Source organism: Nanohaloarchaea archaeon SW_7_43_1 (genome assembly GCA_003009795.1).
In the GTDB taxonomy this organism is placed as follows: Archaea; Nanohalarchaeota; Nanosalinia; order Nanosalinales; family Nanosalinaceae; genus SW-4-43-9.
Genome location: PXPE01000001.1, coordinates 663,670 through 678,161, shown reverse-complemented (window position 1 = coordinate 678,161; position 14,492 = coordinate 663,670). Strand labels below are relative to the sequence as shown.

Sequence of the window (14,492 nt, the reverse complement as noted above, 5' to 3'; positions counted from 1 at the left end):
GGTGAGACTTAACAATTTTTTCCTTTGTTCCAACTCTTGAATTTGATTGGGAGTCAGAGAACATCCATATGATTTCTCGCTATCTGAGATTCAAATCCTGGACGCACCCTCTACTAATTGCTCAATGCGGGTATCTGAACCGAGGTTAGTTATGAGTCATCCAAAGTCGTGTTTCTCGCTCTTCTTTCGCTTGAGACCTCATACAAAGAGAGTAGAATAAGAAAACATCACGTTAATTGCGCCAACTGTTTATGTAACGCTTAAATAACGAAAAACGTTTTTATGATTTGATATAACGTTAGCGTTTTTCTCTGTTTCAGCTAAAATCACCTCTATTGGTACTTCTTCTATATATAATAGTTTTGGTGTAACGGTTCGTTTTCAAGACCAGCTTTTTGAATACTACCCTAGGAATCATTATATGTGAGGTCAAATAAATACGACGAATTTGATCCTATTGCTGAAGACATCCAACAAATTTCAAATGAAAATATTCAAGACAGAATGCACGTAGAAAGCGAAGCTTCAGATGATATAGTAGGAGCATATCTCAAAGGGCTTTATGGGGAGGAAAAAGGTTCCGACATATCTGAGGATCTAAAGTCAACTGACTATACATTTGAAGAGATCGAGAGTGTACTGAATGATTCTGTAGAAGTTGAGGATGATGAAAGTTCTGGTATGACAAGAAGAAGATTTATGGGTTGGGCTGGAGGAGGTACTGCCTGTTCTTACTCTGTAGACTCATTGTTCAACTGGGCTTATATAGAATCTTATCGTACTCATGAAGAGGGAATACCTAGTCGTGTAATGAATGAGGACGCGGTCAAAAGTGTTATTGACGGAGATGATGTTGATGTCTCTATTTACAATCTTGTAACGGAGGAAAATCCTTCAGGAAATGAGAAAATTAATCGAGAATATGTTCAGCAAGGATTGAACGAGCTAGACCCGAATTTCGAAGTCAATGTCGAGAATTTACGGTTAACGGATGATGAAAAACAGTTAGAGCAGATCGTAACAGACTATTCTATTGGCGATAAAGTCGATGAAGAGGACAGATTAGAGTCCAATCAAAACCCAGGTTTGATATCTCAGGTGCTGTCAGGAATTTATGACAACTACAATATTGAGCCTCAGGCTGCAGACGATATTCCGGTAGTTGTTGGAGATTTTGCAAGCGGTCCCGGAGGAATAAGCTATTTCAATTCTAAATGGTCTTTAGTCAGGAGGGAAAATGAATACGTAATGGATCACGGAACTGAAAGAATTATTTTGCATGAAATCGGACATAACAACGGATTGGCACACAATGTATACCCTAATCGGGAAACAGTCTTTCCTGATGTGATGAGTTATTCGACCGGTTTCAGTAATATTCCATATAGAATCTCCGATGCCATAGATCCCAGAAAGTTTGGCTCGAAGTCAGTGAAGGACTGGGAAAAGGTGAAGGAAACCGTCAAGAATAAGTAATCTTGATTAAATCTCTGTTTTCACAGTTATAGGAATCAACTAAAACCTGAAACTAGATCGTTAGGTTGTTGTATCTTACTCAGTACGACCATTTTCTCACCTCTCAGAGGGCATCTATTTTCTAGTGTAACGTTTACTTCTTCTCGTGGAAACTCATTATCTAGCTTATCCTCAGCGACTGATAGATTAACATCTAGAACCTCGATACGATCTGTGGAGACGAAAACCTTCTCAGTATCTGTTTCTAGAATTACGGGTGGCTTAGTCTTATTGGTGTATATACAGGCTCTGTAGTCGGGCTCTTTGATGAAGGTAGGGAAGTCGGAGTTTCTTTGAACAATGGCTTCTCCTAACTGATTTCCCTCTACGTAGTTGAGCTCGATTGAATCCACTAAGTTTGTATCTGGTTCTGTTTCTGGAAGAGCTAATGCGGATAGAATTAGAAGGAACAGAATAGCTATCGTTCCAATTGTTACCTGTCGCTCACTCAGGTTTCTCATACGCTCAAGGTACATACTGTAAATCTTCTATGGATGCCTATTAACAGTTTTCCCCGCCGAAATATCAATGACCAAAAATAATTCTTATAGGACAACCCAGGGCTTACAAAACTTTGATTAACTTAAAGAAGCGCTTAAAAACTTTTATTCTGCCAATTGAACAGTCAAAAAGATTGTTTAAGTAAAAAGACTTATATAAGAGCTTTTCTTAACACTTGGTCAGAGGTGAAACCTAAATTGAAAAGCATGATTATGGAACTGTCTCAAAGACAAGCTTCAACTAAAAAATTCGGAAAATGCGTTCTATGTGGGGAAAGAGTACATGGCGCACATGAATTTATAACGGCTGAAGAAGGTTACTGCCATCGCTCTTGCATCTGATCTCCGGCCTAAAGGATCTCAAATGATGAACACCAGCACACGATAGGTAAACATCAAACTAACCCGAAATTACTACAAAACAACAAGCCAGATAGGAGAATGAGCCCAAACAAGGATGCTGATAGGTAGTGGAACCAACAAGGTTACGAGATAGAGCAATATATTCGCTCCCTAAATTTGAGATTTAGGATCAAAAGCTCGCAGTGCTCTCATTCCCGAGCTGGCTAGACCTGTAGCTCTCGCATAAATAGTAAACAAGTAGACCAACCTACCTCCTTTTCCTCATTTTTTAAACCGTTTCTAACATAAGTTGATCTATGTACACGCCTGAAGACATTGCTGAGAGAGTCGGAAGACAGGAAAAGATATTGACAGTATCAGTATTTCTTCTCATGGTTGGGACAGGCTTCGTAATAGGAGACCAGCTTCAGAACAAAAAATATGAGAGACCGGAACTTTATAGCTCAAATTTCAACGTAACTCTGAACGCTGATAACAGAGAGGAATCTGTAGTTTTTGACAATAGTTCGGCAAGTATTTACTATGAAAACTGGAACGAATTCAAGGCGTATATTGAGACAGAGAATAGTGAAAGACAGATTAATACTACAAGCGATGGCCAGAAAAGAACTGTTTCGGAATTTGTTATAGCAGGTAATGATGCTTACCGATTTTACTTCCGGTACAGCGATAACTCTGAAGAAGTTGATGGAGACTTCATCAGACTATATAGAATACAGCAGATACAATGACTGAGATCTTTACAGCATCTTATGATTAGTCACAAATGGCTCAGTATCTGCCTGATATGTCATCAAGATACAGTCTAAACCATTATGGAAATCAGGTTTCCAGATTCAGATCATATATTTCACTATACTTGTCGCGGATATAATCCAGGAAACTATCTGCTCCAGGTTTCTCACCACTAGCTTTCTCTACCAACTTTTCGGTTCTGTAATGCTTTCCGTGTTGGTGAATGTTTTCCTTCAACCATTCCCTGACTTCTCCGAATTCCCCTGATTCTACTTTCTCATCTAAGTCTTTCACATCTTTCTCTATTGTTTCGTATAGCTGAGCTGATATAACGCTTCCCAGAGAGTAGGTTGTAAAGTAGCCTATACTGCCTTGATACCAGTGAATATCCTGTAAAACACCGGTTTTATCGTTTTCAGGTCTTATTCCCAGAAGGTTTTCCATTTTCTCGTTCCATTTTTCAGGGAGATCTGTTACTTCTATGTCGCCGTTAACAAGCTGTCTCTCAAGCTTGAACCGAAGGTAGATATGGAGATGATAGCTGAGTTCATCAGCTTCCACACGAATTAGATTGTCTTCCTTGACGCGGTTTATCGACCGATAAAGCTCTTTAGCGTCCGATTCTTCGAATTCTGTTATATTTTCCTGAATATACTTCCAGAAACTTTCAGACCTACCTACATGGTTCTCCCAAAGTCTGGACTGTGATTCATGAATGCTTAGATCTCGAGACTCTCCTACCGGAAAACCGTATTCATTTTCAGGTAGATTCTGTTCGTACAATGCGTGACCAAACTCATGTATCGTCGGCATCAATGTTTTTGAAACATCCTTCTCATCAACCCTAGTCGTTATTCGAGCATCAAACTGATTTCCTATAGTGAATGGATGCTCTGAGATATCAATCCTTCCCTTGCTCCAATCATATCCTAAACCGTTTAGAATTTCACGGTTAATTTCCATCTGCCTTTCCTCTTCAATTTCTCTTTCAAATATATTATCAGGATCCGTACTACTTTCTCTGATTTTTTCCAGAATATCCTTTAGCTCCGATTTGAGGGTTTCCATAATTTCTTCCATTGTTTCAAACCGGATATAAGGCTCATAGTCGTTGAAAAGGACTTTGTAGGGCTCTTCGTTTGTGTCTATCTGTTCTACATATTCTCTCTTTAATTTGATTAGCTCCTGTAGTTGTTCCTCAACCACTGAGAAGTCATCTTCCTCACGAGCTTCCTTCCATTTATCTACAGTCACTGAGGACTGAGCTGATATTTCCTCAATCAGTTCCTGGTCAACTTTTCGGGCTCGTTCATGTTCCCGATTGACCTCCCGGTATGTAGCATTATCCAGTTCCTCAAGATCTTCTGGATCAATACTTTCCAACAATTTATGCATTTCTTTAGAGACAATCATTTCATGTTTTATTCCGGACAGAACAGAAAGTTGCTGGGAACGGGCTTCAATTCCTTTTTCAGGCATTATAACCTCTTGGTCCCAGTGAAGTAAACCTGATGTCTGTTCTAAGTTGGTAATCTTTTTTGATTTCTCTTTCAGCCTTTCCACTTCAGAAGTCATACATCATAATATGGTTTCTCTAATAAATAAATAGCCAGGCTCCAATAGTTGCTGTATGGAAAACACCGAAGATACTCGTTTGAAAGAGTTTACCCAAGTACTGGTCAACCGAGCTACACATGTTGAAAAGGGAGATAACGTCTATCTTCTCTGCAAGTCGCTGGAATCGCTTTCTCTATTCAAAGAGGTTAGGAGACAGATAATCAAAAGAGGAGGTATGCCTCACGAACACCTACTCTATGACACCATGAACGGAGCCGGAGCAGCAGACTATGACTGGTTCAAACATGCGGATAGTAGCCAGCTTGAAACTCTTTCCGAGGCCAAAAAACAGGAAATGGAGAAAATGGATGCATATATCAGAATAGGTGGTGGAGACAACACTCAGGATCTATCCGGTACTGATCCGGAGAAAATTTCTGAATGGAAGTCAACCACCAGAGAAATTCTTAATGAAAGGCTCTCGAAAAAATGGGTTGCAACCAGATTCCCAACCAAGTCAATGGCCCAGAATGCAGGGATGTCAACTCAGGAGTTTGAGGAAATGGTGTTTGAAGCTGTAACTGCCGATTACTCTGATATAAGCGAACGGAACAAGAAAGTCAAAGAGTTGGTGGATGGAGCTGAAGAGGTCAGAATAAAGAGCAAGGATACAGATATAAGGATGAGCCTAGAAAACAGAGAAGGCGTTTCAGCTGACGGAAGAAACAATATTCCGGACGGTGAGGTTTTCTATGCACCTGTAAAGGATTCAGTTGAAGGCCATATTAGCTTTACGTATCCTGGAGTTGACAGCGGTACAGAAGTACACGGTATCAAGCTCTGGTTTGAAAACGGGAAAATCGTTGATTTCCAGGCTGAGAAAAATGAGGACTATCTTGAAAAGATGATCAACACTGATGAAGGATCAAGGTATATCGGAGAACTGGGTTTAGGTACTAACAAACAGATCACTGAGTTTACAAAAGATACTTTGTTTGATGAGAAAATAGCTGGGACAGTTCATATGGCAATAGGAAGAGCCTACGAGGAATGTGCTCCCGAATCCAAGAGAAACGAATCGGCGATCCACTGGGATATAGTCAATGATTTGAGGTCCCGAGCCGGTGGAGGAAAAATTATTGTTGACGGGGAAGTAGTTCAGGAGGACGGGAAATGGATTTTCGAGAATTAAAGCTGCTCTCTCATCTGTTCTATTCTCTTACTGTAGTGCTCAATAGCAGTTTCGACCGGCTCTTTGCTCTCCATGTCGACGCCGGCTTTCCTCAGTAGTTCTAATGGGGGTGCGCTCCCACCGCTTTTTAGAAACTTCAGATAGTTTTCTGGTTCTTCATCCTGAATAATTTCTGCGATCTGGTTCGCTGCCGAGATACCTGTAGCGTACTGGAATACGTAGAAGTTGTAGTAGAAATGCGGTATTCTCATCCATTCATTCCTGATATGCTCGTCCATCTCGACAGGCCTGTAGAAATCTGATTTCAGATCTGCATAGATTTCGCTGGCTCTCTCTGCTGTCATAGGCTCACCGGATTCGGCTTTATCATGTATTTTCTTCTCGAAGTCGGCGAACATTGTCTGGCGGAAAAGTGTTGATCTGAAATTCTCCAGTGCGTGACTGAGAACATGCTTCCCGAACTCCTGATCATCAATATTCTCCAGCAGATATTCTGTTAGTAGTACTTCGTTAACTGTTGAAGCGACCTCCGCTACAAATATTTTGTAGTTGCTGTGGAGGTATGGTTGGTTTTTGCTGGTTAACTCTGAGTGCATGGAGTGACCAAGTTCGTGCGCCAGTGTGTACATCGAGTCTATATCTTTCTGATAGTTCATCAGGATGAACGGCCGGGTATCGTATGAACCTCCTGAGTATGCTCCTGATCTCTTTCCATCTGTTTCGTATACATCAACCCATCGGTTTTCCAGTCCCTCTCTCAGTTTTTCAACGTATCTCTCTCCCAGTGGCTGGAGAGCCTCCAAAATATATTCTTTTGCTTTCTCGTAGCTGACTTCAGGGCTATTGCTTTCAGGGATTGGCAGGTAAAGGTCATGCATCTTCACAGAATCAAGGTTTCTGGCTTCCTGCTTCAGTTTCATGTGATCATGTAAAACATCCAAATTATCTTCCACTGTCTCAACCAGATTATCATAGACATCAAGAGGAATATTATCTGGTTTTAGCGCTGCCTCTCTTGCCGAGTTATAGTTCCTTATTTCCGCCATTTTAATATTGGTCCTTACTTCTTTGGAGAATGTGGTGCCAATAGTGTTCTCGTAGCCCTCAAGCGTTTCATAATAACTCTCATAGACTTCCTCCCTGAAGTTTTCGTCTCCATCCTTCAGCAGCCTGGTAAAATTTGCCTGTGTAATCCTGGTTTTTTCTCCGTCTCTATTGATTTCTGGAAACGTGAGATCGGCGTTGGAGAGCATAGAGTATGTCTCTGAAGATGCATCCAGCACTTCTGATAGAGAGGAAACTGTTTTCTCCACTTCAAGCGACCTAGTATACGGCTTAAGCCGGGTAAATTCCCGGAGGTAGTAATCACGCTCGGCGATTTTATCATTACTCTCGATCATATCTTCAACTTTTTCCTTCCCGATTCCTTGTATCTCCAGTTTGACAAAACTGGTTTCTTCCGATACTTTCGAACTAAGAGAGGAAACTTTGGATTTCAGTGCCCGCGCCTCTTGATCCCGAGTATCTTCATCACTTTTCATTGACGCATACCGGGAGAGCGTGGATAGCTTTCTTTCCATCCTGGAATACTTGTCAAGAAATTCCTCAAGATTTTCTTCCCGACTTAACCCTCCACTGAAATCTTTGACATCTTCCAGGAGGCTTCTAACATCGTCAATCTCCTGATCTAATTCCCCAATACTGTATACCTCATCAACTCCCCACTTATACCTTGAGTCGATCTCATCTCTGCTTCTAACCATACAAATATAGGAATCTCCCAGGTTTTTATCTCTACTTGGAGAGCAGTTTCTCCCATATCTTGAACCCTATGTAGTAGATAACAGTAATCAAGAATGACACTTTCACAGCTGAGTAACCATATTCAACTTGGAAATAAAGTGGTGTAGACAGCCAGAAAAGTATCACCATCGCCGCCAGAATATAAGTTTTGAGGTCTTTTCCTTCCATAAACATTAATATTTCTCTGCTAGAGGCTTTAAATTAAACATAGTATCCATTCTCAGCAAAGGTTTAAAGCCCCTTTCTGACTTCTGAATTTTATGTTTACCATTCTCTCGGGGTAAGGGAATTGAACCATCAGAGAATCGCAACAGGTACTATGAGGCCCTAGTTTTACACATATTTATTGCTTAGTATTTGCTAGGTATGTCGATTAGTCGCTCTGATTGGCAAAACTTGGTAAAAAGTTTAATGTAGAGGAATGATAGTGGTAATATGGGTTTCTGCTTAGGATGCGTCGAAAAAGTGAAGGATAATCAATCCTACTGTGGTACCTGCGGCCTACAAATATCACATGGAAACTTTAACTTAACGCTTTCTGCGGTAGAAAACACTCCTGAGACCAGTATAAGCCATATTTGTGAAGAAATAGGCGAGTTTATATCGACTATAGTTGATGGCGTTAGGAAAGAAACATTTGAAAGTGTTGAAAAATTTCTTGAAACTTCAACCGGTTCTTACGGTATTGAATTTCAGCTTTTCCCTAGTAGCGTTTCATACTCCCAGAAACAACTACTTGCCTGCTACTTCCTCTATCTAAAGAAACAGACAGGCGAGGATCTTGGAGAAATAATGATGGACGAGGAGCATGTAGACGGAAGCAAACCTGATGAACTCAAACAAATTGGATTCGAAGTTCTTAATGTCCAGAAAGGAACTAAGGAGCTATTTTCCGCAATTTTCGGACAAAGTGATGGAACACTTGGATCATACATGCGGGCAAACAACAAATTCAATATCTACTCAGCACCTCAAGAGGTAGTAGAGCAGATAAACTACAAAAAGCTTCCAAAAGAGCTGAGACCATTATATAAGGCTCTGGACCAGAGACAAGATCCTAAAGTATCTAAAGCTGTTCTCAGCCATGAAATGACACACGCCTACATACACAACGAGCTAAAAGCCGCAGGAACAGATCTCAGAAAAGCACCCAACAAAAAATACATAGATGAAGGGGCCGCATGGTCAGTAACATATCTTTGGACAGATGAATTATCGCCTAACTACGATGTATCACAGGAAAAACTGGTCAATTACATCAATGCATTCCTGAACCACGCAGACTCAAGAACCAGTGGAAAAGCACGTATAGACGCTATCAGAAGAAGAGCAGTTAAAATCGGACTTGCTGATATTGAGAATAATGGTCTTGAAAATTTAGCCAAAGATATTACCGATCGAAATGATTAGAATTGATAAGCTTCTTTTTAAATCTCTGAGGATAGTGGCTAATTGATTTTTCTTTCAGATGAAGAATCTGAGTTTTGAACCCAAAACAATAGAAGCCCCATCCGAGATTCGAACCCGGGGTCTCGTCCTGTTCGTGGGTTTTCTGAAAGTCAATTGTAATTTGTTTTGTGATGATGGAACTTCCAGAAGTTCCTACCAAGGACGCGCTCTACCGCTGAGCCAATGGGGCTTATTATTGTACTATCTCGGTAATTTCTTTAAATGGTTAGATTGCTATCAGTGTAATCCCAGCAATCAGTATTACCGCACCAACCATTTTCTCTCTAAGGTTTTTCTCGTCAAACAGCACGACTCCTGCTATAACTGATATCAGTACCTGGATCTGTAAAACAGGTATTACTCGTGAGGCCGGTGCCTGTGAGAATGCGTAAAATATGAGGTAGGATCCAAATGCGGCACCGATTCCTGTTCCAATGTATTTGTAGAGATGCTGTTTGAAGTCAGGGATGATCCGGGGAATTACATCTCTTCTTGTCGCTAGTATATAGGTTGTTAAACCGGTTGCCATGGAGAGATAGATTAGGAAGTTATAGATTTCTGGTTGGATTATCTGGGTTAAATATCTGTCTGCTACAGCGGTGAAAGAGTATATTAGAGCTGATAGGGCGGCTACTTTTGGCCCTCTTTCACGTATGAATGTTCTGAAGGGTTGTTTCCAGCCGGTGTTTTTCTCTTCAAGTATAACGTAGCTTCCGACTGTGACAAGTATTATTCCTGTTACTCTGGTTGGTGTCATCTGTTCTCCCAGAACCACTGCTGCGATTACAGCTGTGAAAACAGGGTTTAGTTTTGTGAATGGTATCACCCGGGAGAGTTCTCCAAGTTTTATCGAATAGTTGTAAGACATTATACCGAAGATATTGCCGATCCCAGATACCGCGAAGATACCTAGTGTAAGGAGTTCTAAGGATATCGCGGTTCGGGGTAGAAAGTAGAGGAAAACAGGTGTGTAGAAGATCAAAGCAAGAACAGTGTATAGAAAAGAGTATACAATGCTAGAATCCTGATCCATCAGTTCTTTCGCGATTATTCCTGTGAAGGACCAGATCAGTGCTGCTCCTACTGTTGCAACAAACCATTCCACGGTTCAGTCAGCCTGCGAACTCGTCGTTTTTCTTTCTCAAGCTTGAGTAACCGCATTTCCTGCAAGAAGTGTCTTCAGGGTTGCTTGTCCTGTTCTTGGCGTTACATCTCCTGCATACGTAGACATTTCCGAAAATTCTTTCCTTGGCTTCCTCAAATCTCTGTGCCATTTTTTAACTCACCTTATATAGAACAATTCAGTTGCATTATTTTTAAGTAAGTTGGATAAGTCTGCAAGAGTTTTTATATCCCGGTTTCAACAGTTCTAACATGGTTGATGTGGCTGCAATAGATACTCAGCTTTTCCTTTTCATCCAGCAGTTCACAAGTAACAAAATAATCGACTTTTTCTTCCTTGCAGCGGCGGAAATACTTATTTTGCTTGTGCCAGCAGTGTTAATCTATCTATGGTTTGAATCCCCTGAATCCCGCAATAACTCGGTTTTCACATTTGCTGCAACCGTTTCAGGTATCGCTCTCAGCTATATTCTCGGTCTACTTTATTTCCACCATCAACCGTTTTATCTCTACGAGACAACTGTTTCAGGAAGAGAACTTGATAATGCGTTTGCCAGTCAACATACTGCGGCGATGTTCTCGGTTTTCTGGAGCTTTGTCTACCTGAAAAGAAGAAGGCTTGCGGAACTGTTTGGGATCGCAGGAGCTCTGACCGGTCTTGGAAGAATCTTTGTAGGGCTTCACTACCCTCTGGATGTTTTGGGCGGAGTTTTCTCAGGTCTAATAGGAGTGGTTATTGCTGTAATGATATTTCGATTTGCCGGTACCGAGATAGAAAAGATGGTCGAGATCAGCTATCAGTTAGAGGACAGATTAAGAAGGACAGTGAATCAAAATATTTGAATAAGTACTGTCTCTATTTCTTTGTATGAAAACAGTTACTGTAATCGGAGGAGGAATAGCCGGTCTTCAGGCAGGGATTTTCACTGCGAAAGCAGATGAACAAACTCTTTTACTTGATACTGGTGAATCTCTAGTACACAACACTTCAAACATCCAAAACTTGATAGGTCATGACTCAGTATCAGGTCAGGAACTCTTGAGAAGCGGTAAAAACAAGTTGGAGGACTTTGATGGAGAAATCAAAGAGGAAGAAGTAAAGAAAGTAGAGAAAACGGAAGACGGCTTCAGGGTAAAGACGAGTAAGGACAAGTACGAATCAGAGTATGTAATAATTGCTTCGGCAGGAGACCTCAGCTATCTGGAAAACCTGGATCTGGAGTATGAGGAAGGGGTTGAAGGCCCTTACATGATGGATAGACACGTCAAAACTGATGATTCGAATGAGTCAACGGTGATGGAAAAACTGTATGCCGCCGGACTTTCTAACAGTTGGGAGTACCAGACATCAGTTGCTATAGGAGATGGCGCAAAAGCCGCTTTGAATCTTCTCACCGACAAATACGGGGAACCTTACGAGGATCACGACACCTGAACTAGAAAACGGGATCGTCTTACGGGCACTGTTTGTTCTCTATTAACACTGTGGAGCTATACTCTGGAATCGGTACTGTTTTGAAAAATACGTGTTATTGTTGATTTATGGTATTCAGAGTAGGCGCACATGTATCGATCTCAGGCGGAATGGAAAAAGCAGTTGAACTACAGGAAGAAATTGGAGGTGGCTGCGGCCAGATATTTGCAGGATCGCCGAGAACCTGGAGCGTCTCCGAATATACCGATGAAGACGGGGAAAGCTTTCAGGAAGCTAGAGATAGAGCAGATCAGAACCCTTACGTTATTCACTCAACTTATCTAGTCAACCTTGCTACACCTAAAGACGATCTATTCAAAAAATCTTTGAACTGTCTTCAAGCAGAGTTAGATGCAGCCGAAAAACTGGGAGTCGAGCACGTAGTTTTCCATCCCGGCGCTCATACAGGTTCTGGAGTTGAAAACGGGATTGAAAGAATAGCTGAAGGAATTAATGAACTGGAAATTCCGGATAACGTCACTCTTCTTCTAGAAAACACTGCTGGAAAAGGCACAACGCTCGGAAAATCAATGGGCCAGCTGCGACAGATGATAGAAAAATCGGATACCGATGACTCAAAGATTGGTGTATGCATAGATACATGTCACGCACATGCGGCAGGGTATGAACTGAGGGAGGAAGAAGGTTTCGAGGACTTTATTCAGGAAATTGAAGAAGATCTTGGTCTCGCAAGAGTAAAAATCCTACATCTGAACGATTCAAAAGATGAGAAAGGCAGTGAGAAGGATAACCATCAGCATATAGGTGAAGGAAATATTGGAGAGAAAGGATTTGAGAACGTAGTTAATTCTGAAAAACTGGAGAAGAAACCTATGGTTCTTGAGACTCCGACGAGTGACGGTAAAGGCTATGAAGAGAACTTGGAGAAGATTATGGAGTTAAGAGTTTAGTATCTATCAAACAGGGAGGATTCATCAGTCCCTTCGACCGTTGCCATATACTTTCCTTCCTTTTCTTCCAGCACCGAGAATATACTGGGATTCTCCAAACCTAGTTCCGTTATCACGTATTCAGGGATAATACCTAGTTTGGGGTATTCTTCCTCGCCCTCAAAATCTATTCTAACTTTACCTTTCCTCTCGGAATAATCAATCTCAGCATTAATCAAGAAATCTCCTTCATACTCACATTCTAGGTATTCAGCTGCAAAATCTTCTAGCGTCGAATCCCTCGTATCGACTGTCATTGTGGATGAAGTTAATACCAAACTGTTAAGTTATAAATTAATAAACCGGCTTCAACCATTTTTCATCATGCCATTTCATGGCCTGAAAACCGATCTGGAGCTCGCATTTCTTGTAGTCTCCGCTGGAGCCGTTTCCTACTTTATCTCGGGACAAGTACTCTCTAATGTTTTGTTTACGTTTTTACTGGCTTCCTTATTTTTCCTTGTCGGACTCCACCTAGATCTAGGCTTTTTCAAAGCGATTAGAAACAAAAGCAAACAGCTTTCACTTGCAATCTTATCTGTCTACGTTCTCGTACCGGCCATAGCATACATATTCTCGTACATTCCAAGCCACATAGGAGACGTTTTCCTGGTTCTAGGTGCTTCTGGAGCAGCTTTGGGCTCACCGGCTATATGGTCTAACTTGGCGAAGGCGGATGGAGATCTTGCTTCGTATGCCGGCAGTTTCAGTGTTTTTGGTTCATTGATTTTTGCTCCAGCTTTACTGTTGTTGTTCCCTCTTGAAGTTGATTACTCTCTAATGATAGACAATCTTGTGTTCGCAGTCATACCTTTCCTGATCGGTGTTGTTACCCAGAGCTATGAGAACTACCTGATTGAAGATATGAGAATTCATTTCTCAAAGCTATCTTTCTGGCTGATCACCGTTATTACATTTGTTCAAGCCCGGTTAATTCTCCAGGCTGACGGCGTAATTTATACATCTCAGCTATTCATAGCTGGATTGCTTTTCGGTGCTTTCAGCGTTCTGACTTTTGGCTATTCCCATATTCTAGGGATGCTTTCAGGCTTCTACGAGAAGGAAGCCCGCACGATAGGTTTCATTTCTTCCACACGTAATGTCGCTATTGCATTCTTTATAGGGGCTCATGTTTCGCCTGAAGTGGTTTTACTGGTTGGTCTGTATTACTTTGTCAGACAGTTAATGGGAGTTTTATTTGTGGATATGTATCTTCACGGCGAGCCAAAGTTCATAAAGCGATTAGGCTTTTAAATGTCTGATCGATCTATTTACTGTAACGAATCGATACTTAATCGATTTCTCGAATTAGAGGTAAACCAACAGAATGACGAATATACACAAAGATCAAAGAGTAGGCGTCTATGTAGACGTTCAAAATATGTACTATAGTGCAAAAAATCTTTACGAAGGAAAAGTAGATTTCGAAAAACTTCTTGATGCAGCGGTTATGGATAGAGACCTAATCAGGGCAGCAGCTTATGTTATCAGAGCTGACACTCCTGATGAAAGCGATTTCTTTGAGGCTTTGAGAAGAATAGGATACGAAGTCAAAGCAAAAGAGTTGAAGGAATTCTACGGCGGCCAGAAAAAGGGGGACTGGGATCTAGGGATGACGGTGGACATGGTTCAGCAGGCCAAGAAATTGGATACCGTGGTCCTAGTCACCGGGGACGGAGATTTTGCGGTTCTTGTAGATCATCTTAAATCTCTTGGATGCAGAGTGGAAGTCATGAGCTTTGGGAAAAGCAGCGCTAAGGAAATCAGAGAATCTGCCGATAACTTCATCGATATGGATGAAGATCCTGACAAGTTCCTAGTTGACAGGTGAT

The 14,492-nt window shown here is 41.3% G+C and carries 16 protein-coding genes and 1 tRNA gene; 9 read left to right on the top strand and 8 right to left on the bottom strand.

Going from position 1 to position 14,492, the window contains the following annotated elements:
* The first annotated feature begins 423 nt into the window (after positions 1–423).
* Positions 424–1,476, top strand: a complete 1,053-nt coding sequence (locus tag BRC29_03930) for a hypothetical protein (protein ID PSG99248.1) — start codon at positions 424–426, stop codon at positions 1,474–1,476.
* 35 nt (positions 1,477–1,511) lie between these two features.
* Here the strand turns inward: BRC29_03930 and BRC29_03925 are convergent, their stop codons facing one another.
* A complete protein-coding gene (locus tag BRC29_03925; GenBank protein PSG99247.1) occupies positions 1,512–1,991 on the bottom strand; it encodes a hypothetical protein in 480 nt (159 codons plus the stop codon).
* Between the two features lie 683 nt (positions 1,992–2,674).
* Between BRC29_03925 and BRC29_03920 the strand changes: the two genes are divergently transcribed.
* Complete coding sequence (locus BRC29_03920; GenBank protein PSG99246.1) at positions 2,675–3,109, top strand: hypothetical protein; 435 nt, start codon at positions 2,675–2,677, stop codon at positions 3,107–3,109.
* Between the two features lie 91 nt (positions 3,110–3,200).
* Here BRC29_03920 and BRC29_03915 read toward each other — a convergent pair whose 3' ends face one another.
* The gene (locus BRC29_03915) at positions 3,201–4,688 is read right to left on the bottom strand and encodes a carboxypeptidase (GenBank protein ID PSG99245.1); all 1,488 of its coding nucleotides are present in this window, start codon (positions 4,686–4,688) and stop codon (positions 3,201–3,203) included.
* A gap of 55 nt (positions 4,689–4,743) precedes the next feature.
* On the opposite strand from BRC29_03915, the gene BRC29_03910 reads away from it, so the two are divergent.
* Positions 4,744–5,862, top strand: a complete 1,119-nt coding sequence (locus tag BRC29_03910; protein PSG99244.1) for a hypothetical protein — start codon at positions 4,744–4,746, stop codon at positions 5,860–5,862.
* On the opposite strand, the gene pepF is transcribed toward BRC29_03910, so the two are convergent.
* Positions 5,859–7,625, bottom strand: coding sequence for an oligoendopeptidase F (gene pepF / locus BRC29_03905; GenBank protein PSG99243.1), 1,767 nt, complete (start codon positions 7,623–7,625; stop codon positions 5,859–5,861). The genes BRC29_03910 and pepF overlap by 4 nt on opposite strands.
* 31 nt (positions 7,626–7,656) lie before the next feature.
* Positions 7,657–7,839 carry a hypothetical protein gene (locus BRC29_03900; GenBank protein ID PSG99242.1) on the bottom strand — a complete coding sequence of 61 codons (183 nt, stop codon included), beginning with the start codon at positions 7,837–7,839 and terminating at the stop codon, positions 7,657–7,659.
* A gap of 261 nt (positions 7,840–8,100) precedes the next feature.
* Between BRC29_03900 and BRC29_03895 the strand changes: the two genes are divergently transcribed.
* Positions 8,101–9,075 (top strand): hypothetical protein, encoded by a 975-nt coding sequence (locus BRC29_03895; protein PSG99241.1) that lies wholly within the window; start codon positions 8,101–8,103, stop codon positions 9,073–9,075.
* Between the two features lie 93 nt (positions 9,076–9,168).
* On the opposite strand, the gene BRC29_03890 is transcribed toward BRC29_03895, so the two are convergent.
* From BRC29_03890 to rpl40e, 3 genes are all read right to left on the bottom strand, one after another.
* Positions 9,169–9,304 (bottom strand) — tRNA-Thr (locus BRC29_03890).
* Between the two features lie 36 nt (positions 9,305–9,340).
* On the bottom strand, positions 9,341–10,219 hold the full coding sequence (locus BRC29_03885; protein ID PSG99240.1) for a hypothetical protein: 879 nt from the start codon (positions 10,217–10,219) through the stop codon (positions 9,341–9,343).
* Positions 10,220–10,226: 7 nt separating this feature from the next.
* Positions 10,227–10,388 (bottom strand): 50S ribosomal protein L40e, encoded by a 162-nt coding sequence (rpl40e, locus tag BRC29_03880; GenBank protein ID PSG99239.1) that lies wholly within the window; start codon positions 10,386–10,388, stop codon positions 10,227–10,229.
* A gap of 100 nt (positions 10,389–10,488) precedes the next feature.
* Here rpl40e and BRC29_03875 point away from each other — a divergent pair, with 100 nt between their 5' ends.
* The 3 genes from BRC29_03875 (at position 10,489) to BRC29_03865 (ending at position 12,621) form a co-directional block, all read left to right on the top strand.
* Positions 10,489–11,079 carry a hypothetical protein gene (locus BRC29_03875; protein PSG99238.1) on the top strand — a complete coding sequence of 197 codons (591 nt, stop codon included), beginning with the start codon at positions 10,489–10,491 and terminating at the stop codon, positions 11,077–11,079.
* Positions 11,080–11,104: 25 nt separating this feature from the next.
* Positions 11,105–11,671: an NAD(P)/FAD-dependent oxidoreductase gene (locus tag BRC29_03870; GenBank protein PSG99237.1), complete on the top strand. Its 567-nt coding sequence runs from the start codon at positions 11,105–11,107 to the stop codon at positions 11,669–11,671.
* A gap of 107 nt (positions 11,672–11,778) precedes the next feature.
* The gene (locus BRC29_03865; protein ID PSG99236.1) at positions 11,779–12,621 is read left to right on the top strand and encodes an endonuclease IV; all 843 of its coding nucleotides are present in this window, start codon (positions 11,779–11,781) and stop codon (positions 12,619–12,621) included.
* Here BRC29_03865 and BRC29_03860 read toward each other — a convergent pair.
* The gene (locus BRC29_03860) at positions 12,618–12,917 is read right to left on the bottom strand and encodes a hypothetical protein (GenBank protein PSG99235.1); all 300 of its coding nucleotides are present in this window, start codon (positions 12,915–12,917) and stop codon (positions 12,618–12,620) included. The two genes, BRC29_03865 and BRC29_03860, sit on opposite strands and share 4 nt — an antisense overlap.
* A 67-nt stretch (positions 12,918–12,984) precedes the next feature.
* Here BRC29_03860 and BRC29_03855 point away from each other — a divergent pair, with 67 nt between their 5' ends.
* Together BRC29_03855 and BRC29_03850 are read left to right on the top strand one after the other, a co-directional pair.
* Positions 12,985–13,914, top strand: coding sequence for a hypothetical protein (locus BRC29_03855; protein ID PSG99234.1), 930 nt, complete (start codon positions 12,985–12,987; stop codon positions 13,912–13,914).
* Between the two features lie 73 nt (positions 13,915–13,987).
* Positions 13,988–14,491, top strand: a complete 504-nt coding sequence (locus BRC29_03850; GenBank protein PSG99233.1) for a hypothetical protein — start codon at positions 13,988–13,990, stop codon at positions 14,489–14,491.
* Position 14,492 lies beyond the last annotated feature (1 nt).